The following is a 21,454-nucleotide window of genomic DNA, read 5'->3' on the forward strand; positions in this document are numbered from 1 at the left end:
TAGCGTGGCGAGCAGAGTCGAGAGCTGAGGGGCACCGATGACGGACCTGCACGGCGACGCGGTGGTGGCGGACGCGCACAACGACCTGCTGATGCTGGTCGCGCGCCGGCCGAAGGAGATCTGGGTCGAGTACTTCCGCGACCGCTGGATCCCGCAGTTGCGGGCCGGCGGGATCGACGTACAGGTGCTGCCGGTGTTTCTCGACCACGAGTTCCTGCCCGAGGGCGCGCTGCGCGAGACGCTGCGGATGATCGAGGCCGCGCACCGGATCGCCGAGGGCAACGCCGACCAGGTGACGCTGTGCCGGACCGGCGCGGAGATCGACGAGACGGTCGCGGCCGGACGGATCGCGCTGGTCCTCGCGCTCGAGGGCTGTCCGCAGATCGACAAGGACATCGAGCTGTTCCAGACCCTCGAGCGGCTCGGCGTCCGGATGGCGTCGTTCACGCACTTCGGCCGCAGCGCGCTCGGCGACGGTTCGGGGGAGGACGCGACCGGCAGCCGGCTGACCAAGGCCGGGGTCGAGGCGGTCGGCGCGCTGGAGGAGCTCGACGTGCTGATCGACGTGTCGCACGTCGGCCGGCGCGGGGTCGAGCACATCCTCGAGCTGGCCACCAAGCCGGTGGTCGCGTCGCACTCGAGCGCCTTCGCCGTCCGCGAGCACCACCGCAACCTGACCGACGAGCAGCTGCGCGGGATCGCCGCCACCGGCGGGGTGGTCTGCGTGAACTTCTTCGCCGGCTTCCTGACCGACGACCCCAAGCCGACCGTCGAGCACCTGGCCGACCACCTCGAGTACGTCGTGAGCGTGGCCGGCGAGGACCACGTCGGGCTCGGCAGCGACTTCGTCGACGAGGTGTTCGCGGAGAAGATCCCGGCCTGCGACCGGCCGGTGGTGATCGAGGGGCTGGACATCGCCGTACTGGTCGCCGGGCTGGAGGGGCCGGCCGGGATGCCGCTGGTCACCGAGGCGCTGCAGCGGCGCGGGATGCCCGAGCCGGTACTCCGCAAGGTGCTCGGCGCGAACCTGGTCCGGGTCCTGCACCGTCCCTGAGTCGATCACCGAGAGTCATCGACCGGAAACTCCCCGGAGATCGTTGCCTACTCACCGTTAGTCATTGCATGAGGCATCGATCACCTTCGGAAGCCTCGCTCTGTAACGCATTGCGATGGAACCATCGCCATTTGTGCAGATCGGGGTTACAGTCGTTACCAGGGGAAACGGGGCAATTACGGGGCGGTGGGGTATGTCTTGGCAACTGTGGGTATTGATTGCAGCGTCAGCTAGTTGCCTGGCGGCGATCCTGGTGGCGAAGCTCAGCCAGGCGCAGGAGGTCTTCGAGCGCATCGTCGAGACCGGCCCGCAAGCCCGCCCCGAACGCACCGTCGACGAGCTGATCAAGTACCGCCGCCGGCAGGAGCCGCGGCCCGCTTGGTTCTTCCAGACCGCCCATCCACAGCACCGCTCGCGCGGCCACCACTGACCCTGGTACGCGCCTCGCGGTGATCGTGAGCGCCCAACTGCACACACCCTGGCTCCGCTGGGCCACCTACCCCCCGGCCCCGGACCCAAGTGTGCAGCTGGGCGCTCACCTCTGTGTCAGGCCCAGGGGTTGAAGGGGATGGCGGCGGGTTTGGAGGCGTTCAGGAGGTTGCGGAAGCGGTCGTCCTTGTCGGTGACCTTGATGGTGGCCGAGCCGAAGTTGGCGTTCATCAAGGTGTCGCGCAGGCCGGTGCTCGGCCAGCCGTTCCAGTCGACCAGCGGGGGATAGCGCCAGTTGTGGTAGTGGTTCTCCGGCGGGTCGTCGTTGCCGTTGGCGAGCCGGAAGAAGTGCGTGCTGGCGCCGTCCTTGTGGTAGACGACCTTCGGATGGGACCCGTCGAAGCGGACCTGGGCGCGGGTGTAGGTGACCTGGCTGCTGTGCTGGGTCGTGGTCACGTACTGGACCTCGTTGGCGGCCTGGTTGATCCACGAGATGACGTGTTCGAAGTCGTGGCGGTGGCCACCGAGACCACTGCCGGCTACTGCCTGGTCCTTCTCGAAGTAGCTGGCGTAGACGACCGCGCACCAGCCGTTGTTGCACTTCGAGCGGGCGTAGGTCTGGGAGTTGTCCAGGTCGGACTGGTCCCGGCAACTGCCGTTGACGGCGCCGGTCGTGTTCAGTCCGGGGTTGAGCGTGCCGTCCGGGCCGATCGCGGGGGTGGCGTAACACCCGTCCCCGTCGTAGTCGTACGCCGGGGAGAAGGTGGACTCCCAGCCACCCGCGTTCTGTGGGAGGTGGGGAGGTGGAGCGGCCCACGCGGCGGCGGCCGAGGTGACCATCAAGGCGGCGGTTCCGAGGGCGACGCCGATCAGGCGGCGCCGGCGCTTCGGGGGAGTGGGGGCAGGGGGCGACAGCTTGTCCATGCTTCGCTCTTTTCGACAGATCGCTAGGGGCGGGTTGCGAACGCTGTCGAGGATCGCATCTCAGGGGCACGTCAGTACATACTTCACGTGACTAAGAATTGACTGTGGGTGAACTTTCTAGTCGAGCAGGCCGTCCCGGCGGGCCACCGCGGCGGCTTCGGTCCGGCTCCGGACGCCCAGTTTGGCCAGGATGTTGGAGACGTGCACGCTGACCGTCTTCTCCGAGATGTAGAGCTCCCGGGCCAGCTGACGGTTGGTCCGGCCCTCGGCCAGCAGCGCCAGTACTTCGGTCTCGCGCGCGGTGAGCGTCGCCGGACCGGTGCCGGCTCCACCTTCGGCTCCACCCAACTCCTCGAGCAGCGGCTTCGCGCCGAGTGCCCGAGCGGTGTCGGTGGCCAGCATGACCTGCTCGTTGGCATCGGCCACTCGTCCGGCGGCTCGCAAGGCGGCCGAGAAGTGCAGCCGTGACCAGGCTTGCTCGTGGACATCGCCGTACCCGAAGGCGTCGACCGTGCGGTGCCAGGTGGCGACGTGTTCGGCCGGGGTCGGCGGATCGATCGCGGCGAGCCAGCGAAGACGCTCCCATTCCGCCTCCAACCGGGCCAGCCAGGCGATCCCCTCGACGCCCAGCACCCGGCCTGGCGGCATGCCCTTCTCGGCCGTCGACTGCCCGGCCGAGACCAGCTCCGCGCCGCGGGCCACTAGTTCGGCGGCCGCGGTCGGCTCATGGACGACGCGGTGGCACAACACCTGCAACCCGATCGCCGAGAAGCGGATCCGGGCCATGAACCAGTCGGTCTGGAAGACGTCCGCGCACAGCGTCGTCACGTCGGCGAGCAGCTTCTCCGCCTCAGCCGGCTTGTTCAGCCGGCGATAGGCGTCCACTGCAGGCTGCAGACCGATGATCGGCAGCATGATGTCGAGCGTCCACCACTTGCGCAGCCGCTCCAGGTCCTCGGCCACCGACGTGTCGCCGCGGCCGCTCCGCACAGCCATCCCGACCACGCGCAGCGTCGCCTCGGCCGCCGCGGGCGTCATCGAGTCGGCCCGCACCGTGGCCGCGGCGTCGTCCCAGTCGCCCATCACGAACTGGGTCAGCGCCAGCATCCGCCGCGCATCGAGCCCGTACGCCGCCCACTGACGCCCCAGCTCACCCGCTCGCTGATAGGCGTGCAGGAGCGCGGTCTTGGCGCTGACCAGGTCGCCCATCTCGTAGTGGTTCGACCCGAGCAGGAAGCGGCTGCGGACCTCGGCCGCCGGGTCACCAGCGAGCTGAGCCCGTACTGCGGCCTCCTCCAACTGCTTGGCCGCGGCCACCGGATCGCCCGCCCGCCGACGCAGCTGGGCCAGCGTGATGCCGGCGTCGCCCGCGGCAGACTCCTGGCCCACCTCGCGCGCGATCTGCAACGCCTCATGGGCCCACCGCTCGGCCTCCATCGGCCGCCCGAGCGCATCCGAGACCCGCGCGTACATCGACGCGACCTGGGCCTTGAACACGCTGGCCGGCTCGTCCGAGGTCAGCCGCAGCGCCTGCGAGATCGCCTCGTGCGCTTCCTGGTCCTGGTCGATGATCAACGCGATGTCAGCCAACGGCATCAACAGCTGCGCCCGCTGCAGTCGCGGCGCGTCGGCCGGCAGCTCGGCCAGTGCCTTGCGCAACAACTTGATCGCCCGCAACTGCTGCGCGGACAAGGCTGCGGCGGTCGCCGTCTCGACGATCAGCCAGGTCTTGTCGATGCTCGCGTCGGCCGCTGCGTTGGGGTAGAGCTCAAGCGCCATCTCGTAGTGCTTCAGCGCCTCCTGCGGCGCGGCGACCGAGATCGCCTCCTGCCCGGCCCGCACCCGCGCCTCGAAGGCAGTAGCCAGGTCATGGGATCTGGTTGCGTGGCCGGCTAGCTCCGCCGCAGTACCGGCGACTGTTTGGTCCTTCAACGCCTTCGCGTACGCCGCGTGCTGCCGCACTCGCTCGCCCGGCAGCAGGTCGTCGTACACAGCCTCGGCCAGCAGCGCGTGGCGGAAGTAGTAGCTCGCGTTGCCCGGGTGCTCGATGATGTGCGCGTCGATCAGCTCCCGCAGCGCAGCATCCAGCTCCTGGTCGGGCAGCCCGGCCACCGCCGTCAGCAGCGTGTGGGGGACCCGTCGGCCGGCCACTGCGATCACGCGAGCCACCTGCCGCGCGTCATCGGACAGTGGGTCGAGCCGGACGAGCAGCAGGTCGGCCAGGTCGGGCGGTACTGCGTCGGCGTCGCCCATCGAGGCGGCAGCGACCAGCTCCTCGGTGAAGAACGCGTTGCCGCCGGCCCGGTCGAGGATCCGGAGCTCCTCCGCCTCTGGCAGCGGTGAGGTCAGCAGCGCGGTCAGCAGCGTCCGGGAGTCGGTCGCGTCCAGCGGCAGCAGGCCGACCCGGCGTACGCGGGGATTGCGGGACCACTCGGCGATCGGCCGGCGCAGCGGGTGCCGCCGGTGCAGGTCGTCGCTGCGGTAGGACACGACGAGCGCGAGCCGCTGGGAGGTGAGCCGGGTGATCAGGAAACCGATCAGGTCCCGGCTGGAGTCGTCCGCCCAGTGGGTGTCCTCGATGATCACCACCAGCGGCTCACTGGTCGCCAACGCGGTGAACGCACCCAGTACTGCGTCGAACAGCGCGGCGCGATCCAGCTGCCCGTCCCCTGGGGTGGTCTGCGCGCCGATCAGGCGGTGCGTCGGCAGCAACCGGCCGATCGCCGGGAAGTTGGTCAGGACGCTGTCGACCACCTCCGGGCGCTCCTCCGCCAGCCGGCCGAAGATCTCGGTGAACGGCAGGTACGGCAGGCCGGCGTCGCCGAAGTCGGTGCAGTGCCCGACCAGGACGCCGAAACCGCGTTCGTGCGCGCCGGTGGCCACCTCGTCGAGCATCCGGGTCTTGCCGACGCCGGCGTCACCGGACAGCAGGATCGCCCCGGCGCGGCGGGTCTTCGCCTCGTCCACGGCGCTGAGCAGTGCGGCCAGCTCGGTCGAGCGGCCGACGAGAGGTGTCGAGGTCCAGGGCACGTCGTCCATCTTCGCCCCTGGCGCCGACACAAATCGACGGCATCCCGTCCGGTGGCCTGCGGTTTCGGAAGAAAACCCGGCCGGACCTGGAGAAACTCCGTCCCCGATCGCGGCTAACCGATCGGGGACGGCGGTCACGGCGGTCATCCGGCCGTGGTGGTGCGCAGTGCGTGGCGAGCGTGCCGCGGCTCAGGCTTGGCGGCCTGGGCCGGGCGCTCCCGGCGGGTGCGGCGGAAGTCGCGCTTGATCCGCTCTTGCCGGTAGGTGGTCTCTGCCTGGACCGACTGAGGTGTGTAGAACATGGTGTTCCTCCCTTCAGATGTTCTTCGAGAACAGGTGGACGATGCGGCGGGTGACCGGCTTGCGGCTGGTCCGCTGGTAGTCACGGGTGAGGCGCTCCCTGCGGTAGCTGACCTCTGCCTTGACCGTGTCGTTCGTGAACATCTGGTGCCTCCTGGCTTGTGCTGTCTCGACTCCTTGTCGATGTCCCTAATCTGCTCGTCTGAGGAGGGCCGGCACATCGGAACTAGTCCCTACTCAGTGGCCCCAGGGCCCTACTAGGTAATTCCGTTGCGGCCTTACGCCTCTCCGAACAGCAGTACGGCCGAGACCCGGGAGGGGGTCTCGGCCGTACTGGTCGGAGGGGACAGGCGGTGAACGTGCTCTCACATCGCGTGCCGGGCCCGCACCGGCTGGGCGCAGGGTGTGGGCGTCACCGGCTTCCTGGGCGTGCGCTTGAACCACAGCGGCCGCCTGAAGTCACGCTTCATCCGCTCTTGGCGGTAGTTGATCTCCGCTTGGAGCGACTGCGGGGAGTAGAAGTACATGGTGTCCTCCGGGAGCTTCGGTCGATGGCTCGACTGTGCTCGCCTGAGGAGGTGGGCCACATCAGCAGTACTCCCTAGGTGATGCCTAGAGACCCCTTAGATAGACCTCTAGCTCGTCCTTGGTCGGTCCGGTCGCCGGTCCGCGCCGGGTGACCGCGAGAGCCGCCGCGGCATTGGCCCGCCGGGCGGCGTCGACAGGGTCCTTGCCCTGGGCAATCCCGGCCAAGAACGCTCCGGCATGGGCGTCCCCGGCCCCGTTGAGATCCACAGCCTGTACTGCGAACCCGTCGATCCGCGTGACCTCCTGACCCCGTACTGCGAGCACGCAGCCGTCCGGCCCGGTACGGACCAGCACATCGGCCCGCAGCGTTCTCCGCCGTACGGCGCGAGCCGCGTCGACCGGGTCGGTCAAGCCGGTCAGCAGAGTGGCTTCGGCAGCGTTGGAGCTCCACCAGTCGACCCTGGCCAGCACGGCCTCCAGGGCGCCTTCGGGGATCTCGGCAACGAGTGGTCCGGGGTCGAAGAAGACCTCGACGTCGTCCGGGAGCTTGGTGAGCCAGGGGAGCAGGGCGGCCCGGTTGGAGTCGTGCAACAGGCTGTACCCGGACAGGTACACGAGGTCGTCGTCGAAGGGCTGCGGGAGTTCGTCGCCGGTCAGAGTGGCCTCGGCGCCCCGGCTGGTGACGAAGGTGCGTTCGCCGGTGGCGTCCACCAGGGTGACGACGAAACCGGTGTCCAGGTCCTCCCTTGCCGGGTGCAACCACTTGATCCCGGCCGCGGCGAGCGCATCGCGGGCTTGAGTGCCGAACGGGCCGGTGCCATGCGTACCGGCGTACAGGGTGGGGAGGCCTTGGCGGACGGCGGCGGCCATCACGTTGAAGCCGCCACCGGGTGTTGCCGTCGTACTGGAGGCGATGACGTCGCCGCCGCGGGGTGGCAGGTCGCCGACGGTGAGGACGAGGTCGATTACGACGTTGCCGAGGTGGAGGAGTCTCATCCGGCGCGGACCTTGAGGAGTTGGTCGGCGAGGTCGTCGAGGGCGAGGTTGTTGACTGTCGCAACGGTATTGCGGGCGTCGGCAGGGAAGCCGTCGACGCCGTGGCAGGCACCCGCGATCGCGCCGGCGATCGCAGCGATGGTGTCGGTGTCGCCGCCGACCGATGCGGCCAGGCGGACGGCGAGCCACGGGTCGTCGGGGTAGGCAGCGAGTACGGCGAACGCGGCCGGTACGGACTCCTGGCTGGCGAGGCTGGTGCCGACCAGGTCGTAGAGAAGTGTGGACACGGCGCCCGGCCGAGGAGGGGTGTTGCCAGGCGCCGTGTCGATCAGGGAGGTGGCCCATTCGATGCGGGTCGCGACGTCCGCACCGGCCACCCAATGGCCGTTCGTCTTCGCTCTGCTTGCGGTGTGGATCGCGAGTTCGGTCGCTTCGGCGACGGTGGCGCCGTCGATCCCCGCGCTGACCGCGGCGGCTACCGCGGCGGCTGCTGAGAGCGCGAGGCCGGTGTTGTGAGTGGCCGCGCTGGCAGCGATCACGCGCTCCAGCAGCAGGTCGAGGTCTGCTGAGGGTGTCGCGATGCCGACTGGGGTGATGCGCATTGCAGCGCCGTTGGTGGTGCCGTAGCGGCCGGTCTCGGTGATGTCCTTGCCCTGCAGGAGTTCTTCGATGGCGCGTTTGGTGGACGGCCCGAGCAGATCGAGCGACCCGCGCGCCCGCATGCCGTCCTCCCACTCCATCAGCTTGGTGGCGAGCTCGCGGCCGTCCACCATTCCGTTGGAGGAAACCACCAGGTGTCCGAGCAGGACAGCCTGCTCGGTGTCGTCGGTGATCGCTCCAGCCGGCATCCCCGCCGCCAGCGGCTGGTCGTCCGGAGCTGGATGAAAGCCGCTGATGACGTCGCCGTACCGCTCGACGATGAGTGCCCTAGGCAACGACTGGGTGGGCATCCCCAACGCATCACCGATCGCCAACCCGAAGAGCGCGCCTGCGGCGCGCGAAGTCCTGGGGGTGGGGAGGGCCCCGCGAGGGTTGGCCTGGGAGTTGGCGGCGGAGCTCGCTCCGGCGGGGAGGTTGCCGCCATCCATTCTGCTGGCGGCGGCGGAGCCGCTCGCCTCGGGGGCGGCGGTGCTCTCCCCGCCCCTCCCACCGGCGCCGAAGGCGCCGGTGCTGTCCGGTCGCGGCGTCATGGGGTTGGTCCGGTGTAGTTGAGGCTCAGCTCGAAGTGGGTGGGGTCGAGCAGGCTGTCGACCTGTTCGGCGAAGCGGTTGTCGGGAGTGAAGCTGACTCGGCGGGTGTGCAGGAACCAGGTGCCTTCGGGGCGGTCCAGCAGGATTGCTTCCTCCGGGTCGAGGGGGCGGCCGCGGAGGCGTTGCTCGCCGTGGTCGAGGTGCAGGCCGGCGCGGCTGAGGGTGGCGGTGATCGAGTTGTCGTCGAGGCCGCGGTCGGGCAGGTCGCGGAGTTCGTCCAAAGCGGGGATGCAGCTGCGTTCGATCGAGATGGCGGCGCCGCCGACGATCACCCGCAGGCGCTGGATCACGATCACGTCGGGGGAGTCCAGGCCGAGCCGCTCGGCCAGTTCGTGGTCCTGTTCGTGCGCGAGCCGCAGCACCTGCACCCGCGTCTCCACGCCCTGCTGGGCCAGCGCATGCGTCCACCCGAGCCGATCGTCCAGCGGCCGGCCGTCGAACAGCACGAACGACCCCTTGCCGATCCGCGTCGTGATCAACCCGTCCTCAGCCAGTACTGCGAGCGCCGACCGCACCGTGTTCCGGCTCACCGCGAACCGCTTCGCCAGCTCCACCTCGCCGGGCAGCTGATCACCGTGCCCGACCCGGCCCGAACGGATCTCCCGCGCCAGGACCGACGCGATCCGCTCGTGCTTGAGGTTCATCCCACGAATCACTGGTGCTGCTCTCGGACCTCGTCGACCGTGACGACCTCCAGCATCGGCGCGTAGAGCCGCATGATGTCCAGCGCCTTCTGATGACTCGCCTCGTCGACCCCCGCACACGCGTCAGCGACAACCTGCACCTGTACTCCGGCGTCGACGGCCGCCAGCGCGGTCGTCAGCACGCAGCAGTCGGTGGTGACGCCGGACAGGATCAACTGCCCACCTGGCCCGACCACCTCCGCCAACTCAGGACCCCATTTGCCGAAGGTGGTCTTGTCGAGCGTCGGCGCACCCTGGAACTCCTCCACCAGTTGATAGGCGTAAGAGTCCGGTGGCTGCAGCGCGAACGGCCACTGCGCGTAGTACGGGATCCAGGAGCCGGTCGGCTCGGCAGGCGCGACGAAGCGGGTGAAGACGACCGTCGGGATGATCTCGATCAGCGCCTGCGTCGGCTTGATGACGCGGTCGAAGTCGGGGGTCGCCCAGCCGCTTTCGCGCTCGGCGAAGATCCGCTGCAGGTCGATCAGGGCCAAGACAGGGGCCAGCGCCGGCGCCATCAGTCCATCGCCTCCTGCGCCTGCACCCGCGCGCGGCCGGCGAAGTACTGGACCAGGAAGCCCGCCACCAACGCGAACAGCACACCGAGGTTGGCGAACGCCCAGGCGCCTTCCTTGCCGCCGAGACCGAGCGGCCCGAGCAGGTAGCCCTGCCAGGTCAGCCAGCTGGCCAGACCGTTCGTGACCAGGCCCCAGCCGATCGCCGTCGCGATCACCATGGTTGCTATTGGCAACCACTGGATGTCGCCGTACCGGCCGCGGTGGTCGAAGAGCTCGGCGTCGGCGTAGTCGCGCCGGCGGCCGGCGAGGTCGGCGAGCATGATGCCGCACCAGGCCGCCACCGGAACGCCGAGAGTGATCAGGAAGCCCTGGAACTGGGACAGGAAGTTGTCGCTGGAGAAGAACACCACGTAGATGGTTCCGGCGATCATCACCAGGCCGTCGATGAAGGCAGCGACGTACCGCGGGGCAGGCAGTCCGACCGAGAGCAGCGCGAGCCCGGACGAGTAGATGTCCAGTACTGCGCCGCCCACCAGGCCGAGCACCGCCACGATCACGAACGGCACCAGGAACCAGGTCGGCAATGCCTCGGCCAGCGCGCCGATCGGGTCGGCGGCGATCGCAGTACTGAGGTCGGGCGACGATCCGGCGAGCAGGAGGCCGAAGATCAGCAGGACCACCGGCGCGATCGAGGAGCCGAAGGTGGTCCAGCCGACCACGCCGCGGCTGGACGCAGTACGGGGGAGGTAGCGGGAGTAGTCGGCGGCCGCGTTGACCCAGCCGAGGCCGAAGCCGGTCATCAGGAACACCAGGGCCCCGAGGACCGCCTGGCTCGAACCGCTCGGCAGTGCGGTGACGGCACTCCAGTGCACCTGGTCGGCGACCAGCGCGATGTAGACCACGGTCAGTACGCCGGTGACGATGGTGATGATCGTCTGGGCCCGCATGATCAGGTCGAAGCCGAGCACGCCGCAGGCGACGATCAGGGTGCCGACCACGACCAGCGCGATCACCTTGGTGATCCCGCCACCACCCCAGCCGAGCCGCTCGAACACGGTCGCGGTGGCCAGCGTCGCGAGGATCGTCAGCACGGTTTCCCAGCCGACGGTTAGCAGCCAGGACACCAGCGACGGAAGCTTGTTGCCGCGGACCCCGAACGCCGCGCGGCTGAGCACCAGGGTCGGCGCCGAGCCGCGCTTGCCGGCCAGCGAGATCAGCCCGCAGAGCAGGAAGGAGAAGACGATGCCGAGGACGCCGGCGATCACCGCCTGCCAGAAGGAAATGCCGAAGCCGAGCGCGAAGGCGCCGTAGCTGAGCCCGAGGACCGAGACGTTCGCGCCGAACCACGGCCAGAACAGTTGCCGCGGGGTGCCCTTGCGATCCGCGTCGGCGATCACGTCCAGTCCGGCGCTCTCGATCGAGAAGGCGGTTCGTCCCTCGACTGCATCGACCCGCAGTTGGTCGGCCATCAGCGCTCCCACCCGAAATGAACCTGTCCAGTCCTGTCCACTTCACGGTAGGTCGGCGGCTCACCGGGGTCAAGGAACGGAGGTTGACCTAGAGCGCCGTCTAGCACCTAGCGTCGGGGCGGTCGAGAGGAGACGGTTGTGCAGAGGTTCGAGAACAAGGTCGCCTTCGTGACCGGCGCCGCCCACGGGATCGGCCGGGCGACCGTACTGCGCCTGGCGGCTGAAGGCGCTGCCGTGGCCGCCGCGGACATCGACACCGACGGGACTGCCGCTGTCATCGCCGAGGTCGCCGCTGCTGGTGGGACGGCCGTGGGGATCAGTTGCGACATCACCGACACCGCCTCGGTCGATGCGGCGGTCGCGGCGACAGTGAAGCAGTACGGGCGGCTCGACGTGCTGGCGAACGTGGCTGGTCACAACCTGGCGCTGGATGGGGAGTGGGCCAGGCAGTACGACTTCACCTTCGTGGGAGCGACTCGCTGCATCGACGCGGCGCTGCCGCACCTCATCGAGTCCCGCGGGTCCGCAGTACTGGTTGGGTCGATCAGTGGCGAGGTAGCACTTGGCACTGCCCCGTACGCTGCCGCGAAGGCCGCACTGGCCAACCTGGTCCGCAACCTGGCTGCCGACCACGGGCCTAAGGGTGTGCGCTTCAACGTGGTGGCGCCGGCGACGGTTGCCACTGACCGCTTCATCGGCAAGGAGGCGTTGCTGGACGAGTTGAAGGCGATCTATCCGCTCGGCCGGGTTGGTCAGGCCGAAGACGTGGCCGCTGCGATCGCCTTTCTCGCCTCTGCCGACGCCTCCTGGATCACCGGCATCACGCTTCCGGTGGAAGGCGGACTGACAACCGGCCCCGGACACTTGCTGAATCTGCTGTGATGGGCCTATGTCGAACAGTGCAGCTGTAGACGGATTCTCGCTGGCCTACGACCGTGAGGGGGAAGGGCCGGCTGTGGTGCTGCTGCACGGCTGGCCTGGCGACCGGACCGACTACCGGCGGCTGGTGCCGCTGCTGGTGGCGCAGGGGCATGAGGTCGTCGTACCGGATCTGCGGGGGTTCGGGGAGTCGGACAAGCACGTGGCGGATCCAGTGGCGCAGTACGGGGTCGCTGGGCAGGCGCGGAGCGTGCTGGGGCTGATCGAGGAGTTGGGGCTCGAGCGGCCGGTGCTGGCTGGGTATGACGTTGGTAGTCGGGTCGCCCAGGGCATCGCGCGGAGTCACCCGGAGCTGGTGGACGGGCTGGTCGTTGCGCCGCCGCTGCCGGGGATCGGGAAGCGGGTGTTCTCGGAGAACGCGCAGGCGGAGTTCTGGTACCAGGCGTTTCACAAGCTGCCGGTGATCGAGCAACTGATCGACGGGCAGCCGCTGGCGGTCAGGGCTTACCTGGAGCACTTCTGGACGCACTGGTCGGGGCCGGGCTTCGTGCCGGAGCTGGAACACCTGGTGGAGGTGTACTCGAAGCCTGGTGCTTTCAATGCCTCGATCAACTGGTACCGGGCCGGCGCGGGGTCGGTGGCGACGTCGGCCGCGGAGACCGCGCCTGCGTCGTACGACCGGATCAGTGTGCCGACGGTGGTGCTGTGGCCAGAGTTCGATCCGCTGTTCCCGCGGGCCTGGTCGGACCGGATCGACGACTTCTTCAGCGACGCCCGGCTCCGGCACGTCAAGGGCGTCGGCCACTACGCGCCACTCGAATACCCGGAGATCTTCGCCGAGGAGATTGTCGGACTAGGCTGACCCGCATGCCTGACAGTCCCGTTCACCTGCCGACGCCGACCGTGCGACCGGTCGTGGGCACGCTGGCGAAGCTCGCGCCCGAGCCGGTGCGGTACCTGCTGAACTGGGGCCGCAAGTACTCGCTCTGGGTCTTCAACTTCGGCCTCGCCTGTTGCGCGATCGAGTTCATCGCGGCGTCGATGGGGCGGCATGACTTCATCCGGCTCGGCGTGATCCCGTTCGCGCCCGGGCCGCGGCAGGCCGACCTGATGGTCGTCTCCGGCACGGTGACCGACAAGATGGCGCCCGCGATCAAGCGGCTCTACGACCAGATGCCGGAGCCGAAGTACGTGATCTCGTTCGGTTCCTGCTCGAACTCCGGCGGCCCGTACTGGGACTCGTACTGCGTCACCAAGGGGGTCGACCAGATCATCCCGGTCGACGTCTACGTGCCCGGCTGCCCGCCGCGGCCGGAGGCGTTGCTGCAGGGCATCCTCAAGCTGCAGGAGAAGATCGCCGGCGAGAACGTCACCAGCCGGTACGAGCCGTCCCCGCAGGCGCTGACCCGCGGCCTGGTCGCGCCGCCGACGGCTGCCGAGGGGCAGGAATGACCGACGACGCGCTCGGCGCGCTGACCGAGGCTGGGATCACCGCGACCAAGGTGGAGACCTTCGGCCCGCAGACGCTCGACGTGCCGGCCGAGTCCTGGATCGCGACCCACGAAGTACTGCGGGACGTGGTCGGGCTGACCTTCTTCGACTTCCTGACCGCGAGCGACGAGCTCGCCGACGGGTTCCGGGTGGTGACCCACGTGGCCGACTTCTGGGGCGGCGCGCACGTCGACCACCTGATCGTCCGGACCTTGATCCCGCGCGCGACACCGACGCTGGCCACCCTCTCCGACCTGTACGCCGGGGCGAACTGGCACGAGCGCGAGACCTTCGAGATGTTCGGCATCACCTTCGACGGCCACCCGAACCTGGTGCCGCTGCTGCTCCCGGACGGCTTCGAGGGAAACCCGCTGCGCAAGGAGTTCGTGCTCGCGTCGCGGATCGCCAAGCCGTGGCCGGGCGCCAAGGAGCCAGGCGAGTCCGCCGACCACGCACCGAAGGCCGGTGCGCCGAGCCGGCGTCGTACGTTGCCGCCGGGAGTGCCCGACCCCGAGTCGTGGGGCCCGCGGCCGCCTGGGTCGCCTGACCCGGATCCGCTGGCCCCCGCGCTTGCTGCTGCCACCCCCGCGCGACCGCGGCGGGCGGCGAAAAAAGCTGAGCCGAAGCCGGAGACCGAGTGATCCCCACCGCCCAGGAACTCGCCGCCTACACCCTCGAACGCCAGCACCCGCTGACCAGACAGTGGGTGGACGACGAGACGCGGCTGGCGCTGCTGACCAACCAGCACGCCGAGTTGGACGTCCTGCTGGCAGAGGACAAATCGATCGCCGAGGCGCGGATCGCGCGGCTCGCCCCCGGTACGCCGGTGGACGCGATGCTCAACCACTGGGTGGCGATCGGCGACGACCTGCACGCCATGCTGAGCATGCGGTTCGAGGGGATGGACGTCACCAAGCCCTTCGTCGACGCCTCCCCACTGAGTCGCCCGCTGGAGTCCCGCGACCTCCCCGGCCTCGCTGGTGCCGCGCGGGAGGTCTACCAGGTGCATAGCCCGCGCCACGTCCGCCTGTGGAGCTCCGAGCCCGTCGACGCCTTCCCTGGCGCCCAGCGAGACCGCCGCTTCCTAGGTGCACCGCTTACCGACCTGCGGCCTCACGACGTACCCGCTGGTCTCGCACTGGTCCCTGCAACCGGTGTCGATCATTACGACGAGGCTGTCGCGGCCTATGCGGCTGTAGACGAAGACCACCCGGAGCACCCCGGCCAGGCCTCACTGGCCAGCCAGGAAGACCTCCAGGACTCCGCAGACGCCGGTCTGCTCTTCGACATCACCATGAACGGCACCTGGGCCGGCTACTCAGCCGCCTACACCGACAGCGAAGACACCCTCGGCGTGCCGAGCTACGTAGTACGCGACGTCCTCCTGGCCAAGCCCTTCCGAGGCCAAGGCCTCGGCCGCCACCTGGCACCCCTGCTCGCCCAGTCCTTGCCAGAGCAGTCGCACATCCTGCTCGGCGCCATCCACGCCAACAACACCGGCGCCCGCACCGCAGCCCTCACCGCCGGCCGCCAAGACGTTGGCGGCTGGCTACTCCAACCGCTCTGACCTCAGGCGAGTTCGAGTCGCTCCAGCCGCTGGCCGGTGATGGCTGCGATCAGGTCGAAGTCCTTGTCGAGATGCAGGACGATCAGCCCGGCGAGCTCAGCAGTCGCGGCGATCAGCAGATCCGGCACAGAAGGGGCCCGGTGCTGCCCACTCGCGGCGAGCATCGCTTGAATCGCGACCGCACGTCGTTCGATCGCCGGAGTCGAATTCTCGACGGGCATCGAGGATACCGGAGGATGGAGCAGGGCCAGACGATGTTCTTCGGCGGTCCGCGCAGAGAAGCCAACCTCGAGCAGGGTGACGGTCGCGATGTGCACGAGCCCGCGGTCGATCCGCCTCGCCCACTCGTCGACTGCCGGACTGGTGCCCAGCCGCACCAGCGCCGACTTGTCGATGAGCCAGCGCCGGTTTTCGCCTTTCGGTGTCACGACCAGGCCTGGTCCATGACATCGGGCTCCGCGAGGTCCTGGGCAGCCTGCGAGAAGCGCTTGAGATCGTCAGCAGTCACGGGGTCGTCGCTTCGGCCTGCCTCCTGACTGAGTTGGCGGCGGAGGTATTCGCTCCTGGACAGGCCCAGATGACTCGCCCGGTGGTCGATCACCGCGAGAACCTCATCGGGCACGTCACGAATCAGGACATCACTCATGCACAGTCTCCATCCTCTGATATCTGATGATATCAAGCCCCTGAGCGGGGTGCCCGAAGTACACGGAATTCGTCCGCGTGTTCCTCGGCCCACTGGCGGTAGGTGAGGGCTGGGCGGTCGAGGAGGGTTTCGACTGTATGGGTGACGGGCTCGGGGTTGGTGATGAGGGAGTTCCAGTAGGCCAGGCCGGGGTCGACGAAGGACGGGTCGAAGCCGTCGGCCAGCATCGCCTCGCGGGCTTCGGCGGTGGGGATCTCCTCGACCTGAAGGGTTCTGCCCAGAACCTCGGCGAGGGTGGCTACCTGCTCGGCCTGGGTGAGGACCTCCGGGCCGGTCAGGACGTAGGACTTGCCGACGTGCTTGTCGTCCAAGAGAGCCAGTACTGCGACACCGGCGATGTCGCGCTCATGGATGAGTGACCGCCCGGCACCAGGCGACGGCATCCGTACGACGTCGCCTGCGCGGATCTGCTCTGCCCACTCCTGGGTGTTGCCCGCGAAGCCGCCGGGGCGTACGAAGGTCCAGTCTGTGTCGGCCAGCAGCGCTTCGATCTCACCCCACACGCCGCCACTGTTCATCGACGACAGGTAGACCACGCGCGACACCTGCTTGGTCAGCGCGGTCACCACCGACTCGGCACCCTCGGCTGTGTACGCCGGCCACAGCAGGAACGCCGCATCCACCCCATTGGCAGCCCGCTCCACAGCAGCCGGGTCATAGATGTCGCCCTCGATCACCTCTACCGCTCCCGGCAGCCCAGCAATCCCCGGCGTACGGACCAGTGCCCGCACCTCCACCCCCGCCTCCAGCAAGCCCTGTACGACGTGACGCCCGACGCGCCCGGTCGCTCCGGTGACGAGGATCGTGGTCATCTGGGAACAACTCCTTCGGTGGGTGTTGTCCACACTCTCCGACCTCAACAACGGTTCAGGTCAAGCCGGAGTCGATAGGGTGCTCCCATGCTCGAGTTCGTGGTGCGCGTCGTGGGGGTGCTGGTCGCGTTCCTCGTCGCGCCCTTGGTGGTCGGCCAGGCCGAGCACAAGGTGATGGCGCACATGCAGTCACGGCTCGGGCCGATGTACGCCGGGGCCTTCCACGGCTGGGCGCAGCTGGTCGCCGACGGGGTGAAGTTCCTGCAGAAGGAGAGCGTTACCCCGGCCGCCGCGGACAAGCGGGTGTTCGAGTGGGCGCCGATCGTCGCGATCCTGCCGTACATGGCGGCGATGGCGGCGATCCCGATCGCTCCCGGCATCGTCGGCGCCGACCTGGACTCGGGGCTGTTCTTCGTCCTCGCGGTGATGAGCGTCGGCGTGCTCGGCTCGCTGATGGCCGGCTGGGCCAGCGGCAACAAGTACAGCCTGCTCGGCGGCCTCCGGGTCGCGGCGCAGCTGATGAGCTACGAGCTGCCCTTCGTGCTGTCCGCGGCGAGTGTCGCGGTCGCCGCCGGCACGCTGAGCCTGACGGGGATCGCCGGCGCCTGGAACCCGTGGTGGTTGCTCTGGCAGCTCCCCGGCATGGTGGTCTTCTTCATCGCCGGCCTGGCCGAGCTGCAGCGGCCGCCGTTCGACATGCCGGTGGCCGACTCCGAGGTGATCTTCGGGCCCTACACGGAGTACACCGGGCTCCGGTTCGCGCTCTTCCTGCTGGCGGAGTACGCCGGGATCGTGATCCTGGCAGCGCTCACCACGGTCCTGTACCTCGGCGGCTGGAGCGGGCCGGGGCCGGACAGCATCGGCTGGATCTGGACCGTGCTCAAGGTGGCGGTCGTGTCGGTGCTGGTGATCTGGATCCGGGTCGCCTTCCCGCGGCTGCGGGCCGACCAGCTGCAGAAGCTCGCCTGGCAGGGGCTGGTACCGGTCGCGCTGCTGCAGCTCGCGCTCACCGGGATCGGCGTCGTCGTCTTCTACTAGACCGGCTGTCGATTCGGCCGGCGCCCGTTCGTGTAGGGGTAAAGGAGGCAGCATGAAGCAGTACTTGCTCAGCATCTACCAGCCCGACGGACCGATCCCCGGGCCCGAGGTCCTCGGGCCGATCCAGGAGAACCTCGCGGTCTGGAACGACGAACTCCGCGCGGCCGGGGCGTGGGTCTTCAGCGCCGGACTGCACCCGCCGGAGTCCGCGACCGTACTGCGTCGCGACGGCAGCGAACTGCTGATGACCGACGGGCCGTTCACCGAGGGCAAGGAACACCTGGGTGGGTTCACGATCGTGCGGGCCGAGGATCTGGACGAGGCGCTCGGCTGGGCGCGCAAGCTCGCGGACATCCTGGCGCCGCTGTCGATCGAAGTAAGACCCTTCGCCGGATGACCGACCAGCCCGACCGCCCAGGGGCCGACCTACCAGCGGTCGACGGACCGGCGGTCTCCGAGGCGGAGATCGCCGCGGTTTTCCGGGCCGAGCACGGTCGCGCGGTCGCAGTACTGACGCGGACGTTCGGCGATCTCGACATCGCCGAGGACGCGGTCCAGGAAGCCTTCCTGGCTGCCACCGAGAAATGGCCGGCCGCCGGGCTCCCACCGAGTCCGGCCGGCTGGATCATCACCACCGCGCGCAACCGCGCGATCGACCGCCTGCGTCGCGAGTCGTCGCGCGAGGACAAGCACGCCCAAGCAGCGCTGCTGCATGCCCAGGACGAGCCAGTGGAGGAGGGTGTTGTGCGCGACGACCGACTGCGGCTGATCTTCACCTGCTGCCACCCCGCGCTCGCGCTCAACGTCCGGGTCGCGCTCACGCTGCGGATGCTCGGCGGCCTGACCACCCCCGAGATCGCGCACGCGTTCCTGGTCCCCGAGCCGACGATGGCGCAGCGGATCGTCCGCGCCAAGGCGAAGATCCGCACCGCCGGCATCCCGTACCGCGTGCCGTACGAAGCAGACCTGCCCGAGCGCGTCCGCGGCGTACTGGCTGTCGTCTACCTGATCTTCAACGAGGGCTACACCGCCTCCTCCGGCGACGACCTGATCCGCACCGAGCTCTGCCTGGAAGCGATCCGCCTGGCCCGACTCCTGGTCGAACTGATGCCCGACGAGCCCGAAGCCGTCGGCCTGCTCGCCCTGATGCTGCTGCAGGAATCCCGCCGCCCGGCCCGCGTCGCCGCTGACGGCTCGCTGGTCCTGCTCGCCGATCAGGACCGCACGCTCTGGGACCGTGCCCTGATCGCCGAAGGCCAAGACCTGGTACGCCGCTGTCTCCGCCGCGACCAGCCCGGCCCGTACCAACTGCAAGCCGCGATGAACGCCGTCCACAGCGACGCCCCGACCGCCGCGGCCACCGACTGGCGCCAGATCGTCCAGCTCTACAACCACCTGACGACGCTCGATCCCAGCCCGGTGGTCGCACTCAACCGAGCGGTCGCGGTCGGCGAGCTCGAAGGCCCGGCCGCCGCCCTGGCCTTGGTCGACGAGCTCGACCTCGGCGGCTACTACCTCTTCCACGCGATCCGCGCCGAGCTCCTCAAGCGCCTCGGCCGCCGCGACGAAGCAGCTGCCGCCTACCGCACTGCCGCGGAGCTGACCGAGAACACCGCCGAGCGCGAGTTCCTCCGCCGCAGCCTCGACGCCCTCTGAGATTCACCTGCCCGCCACGCCCGAGCGGTTGACCCGGCACGCCTCCTTCGAGAGATTGGTCCGGACCAATTACCCGACGCAGGAGGAGCCCCGTGAACCGCCCCTTCACTCTCGCCGCGCTGACCACCCTCGCGCTGACATCCGTCGTCACCACCGCGGCCGCGGGCAGCCCTGAACCGGCCGCCCGCGTCCCCAAGGTGCTCGTGATCGGCATCGACGGCGCGCTGCTCAGCAAGATCCAGGCCTTCGACACCCCCGCGCTGAAAGGCCTGATCAGCTCGGGATCGGCCAGCCGGACCACCTTGTACGCCTCGCCTTTCGCGCCCACCCTGTCCGGACCGGGCTGGGCCACCAACGCGACCGGTGTCTGGCCGGACAAGCACAAGGTGAAGAGCAACAACTGGGGGAGCAGCAGCAACCTCACGCAGTACCCGGACTTCCTGACCCGGATCGAGCGCGCCCGCCCCGCGCTCTCGACGTACGCGATCGCCGACTGGACGCCGCTGACCACCGACAGCGCCGGCCAGGCGATCTTCACCGACGAGGTGCAGCAGAAGGTCACCCTGGACGGCGACGCGCTCGGCTGGGCCGCCGCCGACGCGAAGATCGCGACCGACGCGGCGGCGTACCTGAAGAACACCGGCCCGGACGCGTCCTTCGTGTACTTCGGCAACGTCGACATCGCCGGCCACAGTTGCGGCGCGGCCGGGGCCTGCTATCGCACCGCGCTCGAGCAGACCGACCGGCACATCGCCGCCTTGCTGACCGCGATCCGCGCCCGTACGACGTACTCGAACGAGGACTGGACCTACCTCGTCACGGCCGACCACGGCCACACCGACGCGGGTGGTCACGGCGGCAGCTCGGTGGCCGAGCGGTCCTCGTTCATCATCCGCAGCGGCGCCGGCACTACCCCCGGTACGCCGGCGATCGCGCCGAAGAACGTGGATCTCGCCGCGATCGTGCTGAGCCGCTTCGGCATCAGCGCGCCGGACCTCGACGGTCAGGCCACGGCGTCCACCGATCCGTTCGACTCGCTGGTGAACTCGCTGCAGACCCGCGCTGACGAGACCGGCGTACCGGCTGACGTGAAGGGCTGGACCCACACCACCCCGGCCGGCTGGACGATCGACAACACGGCGATGGGCACCGGCGGCGTACGGGAATGGCAGGGCTGGTCGTTCGCCACTGACGACTTCTGGACCCGCGCGGCGCCTGACCAGGGCCGCGAGGGCAACGTCCGTGCGCGTGGCGTCTTCGCCGTCGCCGACTCCGACGAGTGGTCCGACAAGACCCGCACCGGCCTGTTCAACAGCAAGCTCAAGTCACCCGCGTACGCCGTCTCCGGCGCCACCAGCGCGACTCTCACCTTCTCCTCCCACTACCTGAAGAGCGGCAACGAGACCGCCACCGTGCTCGCCTCCTTCGACGGCGCGACCCCCAAGCCGATCCTCACCTACACCGCCGACGCCGTCGCCAAGCTCGAACGCCTCACCATCCCCGTCCCCGCCGGCGCCCGCACCCTGACCCTGACCTGGTCCCTCGCCAACGGCGACAACGACTGGTACTGGGCCGTCGACAACCCCCAACTCAGCAGGAACTGACCCTTTCGGCACGTTCACGCCCCCTCCTGGCGTCGCGACCCGGCGAAACCGACTAATGTCAGCGTCCAGTACCGACGGACGGAGGAGGGGGCGTGGCTGTACCAGGGAAGGGTCTGATCGATGGCCTAAAGGTCACCGCGAAGACGCTGGGCCGCCGAGCCGTCACCGAGCAGTACCCGGATGTGCAGCCCGAGCTGGCCCCGCGCACCCGCGGGGTGATCGCGTTGATGGAGGAGAACTGCACCTCCTGCATGCTCTGCGCGCGCGAGTGCCCGAGCTGGTGCATCTACATCGACTCGCACACCGAGACCGCGCCGGCGGTCGGCGAGCAGGCCCGTGAGCGCAGCCGGAACGTGCTGGACCGGTTCGCGATCGACTTCAGCCTCTGCATGTACTGCGGGATCTGCATCGAGGCCTGCCCGTTCGACGCCTTGTTCTGGTCGCCGGAGTTCGAGTACGCCGAGACCGAGCTGCGCAACCTCACGCACGAGAAGGACAAGCTGCGGGACTGGATGTGGAC

General features: G+C 69.1%; 24 protein-coding genes and 1 pseudogene. 12 read left to right on the forward strand and 13 right to left on the reverse strand.

Annotation, left to right across the window (positions count from 1 at the left end):
• The first annotated feature begins 37 nt into the window (after nucleotides 1–37).
• Nucleotides 38–1,054: a dipeptidase gene (locus AB0P21_RS16440; protein ID WP_363697401.1), complete on the forward strand. Its 1,017-nt coding sequence runs from the start codon at nucleotides 38–40 to the stop codon at nucleotides 1,052–1,054.
• Nucleotides 1,055–1,247: 193 nt separating this feature from the next.
• Complete coding sequence (locus tag AB0P21_RS16445; protein WP_363697403.1) at nucleotides 1,248–1,484, forward strand: hypothetical protein; 237 nt, start codon at nucleotides 1,248–1,250, stop codon at nucleotides 1,482–1,484.
• Between the two features lie 116 nt (nucleotides 1,485–1,600).
• On the opposite strand, the gene AB0P21_RS16450 is transcribed toward AB0P21_RS16445, so the two are convergent.
• The 10 genes from AB0P21_RS16450 to AB0P21_RS16495 all read right to left on the reverse strand — a co-directional run bounded on the left by AB0P21_RS16450 (nucleotide 1,601) and on the right by AB0P21_RS16495 (nucleotide 11,181).
• A complete protein-coding gene (locus AB0P21_RS16450; protein WP_363697404.1) occupies nucleotides 1,601–2,407 on the reverse strand; it encodes an NPP1 family protein in 807 nt (268 codons plus the stop codon).
• A 117-nt stretch (nucleotides 2,408–2,524) separates the two neighbouring features.
• The gene (locus AB0P21_RS16455; protein WP_363697406.1) at nucleotides 2,525–5,446 is read right to left on the reverse strand and encodes an AAA family ATPase; all 2,922 of its coding nucleotides are present in this window, start codon (nucleotides 5,444–5,446) and stop codon (nucleotides 2,525–2,527) included.
• A 134-nt stretch (nucleotides 5,447–5,580) separates the two neighbouring features.
• A complete protein-coding gene (locus AB0P21_RS16460) occupies nucleotides 5,581–5,739 on the reverse strand; it encodes a hypothetical protein (RefSeq protein ID WP_363697408.1) in 159 nt (52 codons plus the stop codon).
• A gap of 13 nt (nucleotides 5,740–5,752) precedes the next feature.
• A complete protein-coding gene (locus tag AB0P21_RS16465; protein ID WP_363697410.1) occupies nucleotides 5,753–5,881 on the reverse strand; it encodes a hypothetical protein in 129 nt (42 codons plus the stop codon).
• Between the two features lie 221 nt (nucleotides 5,882–6,102).
• Nucleotides 6,103–6,264, reverse strand: coding sequence for a hypothetical protein (locus AB0P21_RS16470; RefSeq protein ID WP_363697411.1), 162 nt, complete (start codon nucleotides 6,262–6,264; stop codon nucleotides 6,103–6,105).
• 85 nt (nucleotides 6,265–6,349) lie between these two features.
• Nucleotides 6,350–7,261: a PfkB family carbohydrate kinase gene (locus AB0P21_RS16475; protein ID WP_363697412.1), complete on the reverse strand. Its 912-nt coding sequence runs from the start codon at nucleotides 7,259–7,261 to the stop codon at nucleotides 6,350–6,352.
• Entirely contained in the window at nucleotides 7,258–8,451 is a 1,194-nt protein-coding gene (locus tag AB0P21_RS16480) for an ADP-ribosylglycohydrolase family protein (protein WP_363697414.1), read from the reverse strand. The genes AB0P21_RS16475 and AB0P21_RS16480 overlap by 4 nt, the downstream gene beginning before the upstream one ends.
• On the reverse strand, nucleotides 8,448–9,155 hold the full coding sequence (locus AB0P21_RS16485; protein WP_363697416.1) for a GntR family transcriptional regulator: 708 nt from the start codon (nucleotides 9,153–9,155) through the stop codon (nucleotides 8,448–8,450). Before AB0P21_RS16485 ends, AB0P21_RS16480 begins: the two co-directional genes overlap by 4 nt.
• An 8-nt stretch (nucleotides 9,156–9,163) precedes the next feature.
• Entirely contained in the window at nucleotides 9,164–9,712 is a 549-nt protein-coding gene (locus AB0P21_RS16490; protein ID WP_363697418.1) for a cysteine hydrolase, read from the reverse strand.
• On the reverse strand, nucleotides 9,712–11,181 hold the full coding sequence (locus AB0P21_RS16495; protein WP_363697420.1) for a cytosine permease: 1,470 nt from the start codon (nucleotides 11,179–11,181) through the stop codon (nucleotides 9,712–9,714). The genes AB0P21_RS16490 and AB0P21_RS16495 overlap by 1 nt, the downstream gene beginning before the upstream one ends.
• A gap of 138 nt (nucleotides 11,182–11,319) precedes the next feature.
• Between AB0P21_RS16495 and AB0P21_RS16500 the strand changes: the two genes are divergently transcribed.
• From AB0P21_RS16500 to AB0P21_RS16520, 5 genes are read left to right on the forward strand one after another with little or no spacing between them, the layout of a single operon-like run.
• On the forward strand, nucleotides 11,320–12,063 hold the full coding sequence (locus AB0P21_RS16500) for an SDR family oxidoreductase (RefSeq protein ID WP_363697421.1): 744 nt from the start codon (nucleotides 11,320–11,322) through the stop codon (nucleotides 12,061–12,063).
• 7 nt (nucleotides 12,064–12,070) lie between these two features.
• The gene (locus AB0P21_RS16505) at nucleotides 12,071–12,922 is read left to right on the forward strand and encodes an alpha/beta hydrolase (RefSeq protein ID WP_363697423.1); all 852 of its coding nucleotides are present in this window, start codon (nucleotides 12,071–12,073) and stop codon (nucleotides 12,920–12,922) included.
• A gap of 5 nt (nucleotides 12,923–12,927) precedes the next feature.
• Nucleotides 12,928–13,512, forward strand: coding sequence for an NADH-quinone oxidoreductase subunit B family protein (locus tag AB0P21_RS16510; protein ID WP_363697425.1), 585 nt, complete (start codon nucleotides 12,928–12,930; stop codon nucleotides 13,510–13,512).
• Entirely contained in the window at nucleotides 13,509–14,192 is a 684-nt protein-coding gene (locus AB0P21_RS16515) for an NADH-quinone oxidoreductase subunit C (RefSeq protein ID WP_363697427.1), read from the forward strand. The genes AB0P21_RS16510 and AB0P21_RS16515 overlap by 4 nt, the downstream gene beginning before the upstream one ends.
• Nucleotides 14,189–15,118 carry a GNAT family N-acetyltransferase gene (locus tag AB0P21_RS16520; RefSeq protein WP_363697429.1) on the forward strand — a complete coding sequence of 310 codons (930 nt, stop codon included), beginning with the start codon at nucleotides 14,189–14,191 and terminating at the stop codon, nucleotides 15,116–15,118. Before AB0P21_RS16515 ends, AB0P21_RS16520 begins: the two co-directional genes overlap by 4 nt.
• A 2-nt stretch (nucleotides 15,119–15,120) precedes the next feature.
• Here the strand turns inward: AB0P21_RS16520 and AB0P21_RS16525 are convergent, their stop codons facing one another.
• Genes AB0P21_RS16525 through AB0P21_RS16535 form a run of 3 tightly spaced genes read right to left on the reverse strand, consistent with a single transcriptional unit; the run spans nucleotide 15,121 to nucleotide 16,636 of the window.
• A complete protein-coding gene (locus AB0P21_RS16525; RefSeq protein ID WP_363697431.1) occupies nucleotides 15,121–15,546 on the reverse strand; it encodes a PIN domain nuclease in 426 nt (141 codons plus the stop codon).
• On the reverse strand, nucleotides 15,543–15,764 hold the full coding sequence (locus AB0P21_RS16530; protein ID WP_363697433.1) for an antitoxin: 222 nt from the start codon (nucleotides 15,762–15,764) through the stop codon (nucleotides 15,543–15,545). The genes AB0P21_RS16525 and AB0P21_RS16530 overlap by 4 nt, the downstream gene beginning before the upstream one ends.
• Nucleotides 15,765–15,796: 32 nt before the next feature.
• On the reverse strand, nucleotides 15,797–16,636 hold the full coding sequence (locus tag AB0P21_RS16535; protein WP_363697435.1) for an NAD(P)H-binding protein: 840 nt from the start codon (nucleotides 16,634–16,636) through the stop codon (nucleotides 15,797–15,799).
• Nucleotides 16,637–16,723: 87 nt separating this feature from the next.
• On the opposite strand from AB0P21_RS16535, the gene AB0P21_RS16540 reads away from it, so the two are divergent.
• From AB0P21_RS16540 to AB0P21_RS16560, 5 genes and pseudogenes are all read left to right on the forward strand, one after another.
• Nucleotides 16,724–17,674: a complex I subunit 1 family protein gene (locus tag AB0P21_RS16540; RefSeq protein ID WP_363697436.1), complete on the forward strand. Its 951-nt coding sequence runs from the start codon at nucleotides 16,724–16,726 to the stop codon at nucleotides 17,672–17,674.
• 52 nt (nucleotides 17,675–17,726) lie between these two features.
• A complete protein-coding gene (locus AB0P21_RS16545; protein ID WP_363697437.1) occupies nucleotides 17,727–18,071 on the forward strand; it encodes a YciI family protein in 345 nt (114 codons plus the stop codon).
• A complete protein-coding gene (locus AB0P21_RS16550) occupies nucleotides 18,068–19,330 on the forward strand; it encodes an RNA polymerase sigma factor (RefSeq protein ID WP_363697439.1) in 1,263 nt (420 codons plus the stop codon). The genes AB0P21_RS16545 and AB0P21_RS16550 overlap by 4 nt, the downstream gene beginning before the upstream one ends.
• Before the next feature lie 92 nt (nucleotides 19,331–19,422).
• A complete protein-coding gene (locus AB0P21_RS16555; protein WP_363697441.1) occupies nucleotides 19,423–20,934 on the forward strand; it encodes an alkaline phosphatase family protein in 1,512 nt (503 codons plus the stop codon).
• 227 nt (nucleotides 20,935–21,161) lie between these two features.
• Nucleotides 21,162–21,383 (forward strand): annotated as a pseudogene (locus tag AB0P21_RS16560) (4Fe-4S binding protein); the annotation flags it as partial.
• Nucleotides 21,384–21,454: the final 71 nt, after the last annotated feature.

Origin of the sequence: Kribbella sp. NPDC056861 (genome assembly GCF_040687575.1) — a bacterium.
Classification (GTDB): Bacteria; Actinomycetota; Actinomycetes; order Propionibacteriales; family Kribbellaceae; genus Kribbella.

Bases quoted from the DNA above. Each gene is read 5' to 3' on its own strand.
- AB0P21_RS16440 (WP_363697401.1), top strand. From the start codon at position 38: ATGACGGACCTGCACGGCGACGCGGTGGTGGCGGACGCGCACAACGAC.
- AB0P21_RS16445 (WP_363697403.1), top strand. From the start codon at position 1,248: ATGTCTTGGCAACTGTGGGTATTGATTGCAGCGTCAGCTAGTTGCCTG.
- AB0P21_RS16450 (WP_363697404.1), bottom strand. From the start codon at position 2,407: ATGGACAAGCTGTCGCCCCCTGCCCCCACTCCCCCGAAGCGCCGGCGC.
- AB0P21_RS16455 (WP_363697406.1), bottom strand. From the start codon at position 5,446: ATGGACGACGTGCCCTGGACCTCGACACCTCTCGTCGGCCGCTCGACC.
- AB0P21_RS16460 (WP_363697408.1), bottom strand. From the start codon at position 5,739: ATGTTCTACACACCTCAGTCGGTCCAGGCAGAGACCACCTACCGGCAA.
- AB0P21_RS16465 (WP_363697410.1), bottom strand. From the start codon at position 5,881: ATGTTCACGAACGACACGGTCAAGGCAGAGGTCAGCTACCGCAGGGAG.
- AB0P21_RS16470 (WP_363697411.1), bottom strand. From the start codon at position 6,264: ATGTACTTCTACTCCCCGCAGTCGCTCCAAGCGGAGATCAACTACCGC.
- AB0P21_RS16475 (WP_363697412.1), bottom strand. From the start codon at position 7,261: ATGAGACTCCTCCACCTCGGCAACGTCGTAATCGACCTCGTCCTCACC.
- AB0P21_RS16480 (WP_363697414.1), bottom strand. From the start codon at position 8,451: ATGACGCCGCGACCGGACAGCACCGGCGCCTTCGGCGCCGGTGGGAGG.
- AB0P21_RS16485 (WP_363697416.1), bottom strand. From the start codon at position 9,155: ATGAACCTCAAGCACGAGCGGATCGCGTCGGTCCTGGCGCGGGAGATC.
- AB0P21_RS16490 (WP_363697418.1), bottom strand. From the start codon at position 9,712: ATGGCGCCGGCGCTGGCCCCTGTCTTGGCCCTGATCGACCTGCAGCGG.
- AB0P21_RS16495 (WP_363697420.1), bottom strand. From the start codon at position 11,181: ATGGCCGACCAACTGCGGGTCGATGCAGTCGAGGGACGAACCGCCTTC.
- AB0P21_RS16505 (WP_363697423.1), top strand. From the start codon at position 12,071: ATGTCGAACAGTGCAGCTGTAGACGGATTCTCGCTGGCCTACGACCGT.
- AB0P21_RS16510 (WP_363697425.1), top strand. From the start codon at position 12,928: ATGCCTGACAGTCCCGTTCACCTGCCGACGCCGACCGTGCGACCGGTC.
- AB0P21_RS16515 (WP_363697427.1), top strand. From the start codon at position 13,509: ATGACCGACGACGCGCTCGGCGCGCTGACCGAGGCTGGGATCACCGCG.
- AB0P21_RS16530 (WP_363697433.1), bottom strand. From the start codon at position 15,764: ATGAGTGATGTCCTGATTCGTGACGTGCCCGATGAGGTTCTCGCGGTG.
- AB0P21_RS16535 (WP_363697435.1), bottom strand. From the start codon at position 16,636: ATGACCACGATCCTCGTCACCGGAGCGACCGGGCGCGTCGGGCGTCAC.
- AB0P21_RS16540 (WP_363697436.1), top strand. From the start codon at position 16,724: ATGCTCGAGTTCGTGGTGCGCGTCGTGGGGGTGCTGGTCGCGTTCCTC.
- AB0P21_RS16545 (WP_363697437.1), top strand. From the start codon at position 17,727: ATGAAGCAGTACTTGCTCAGCATCTACCAGCCCGACGGACCGATCCCC.
- AB0P21_RS16550 (WP_363697439.1), top strand. From the start codon at position 18,068: ATGACCGACCAGCCCGACCGCCCAGGGGCCGACCTACCAGCGGTCGAC.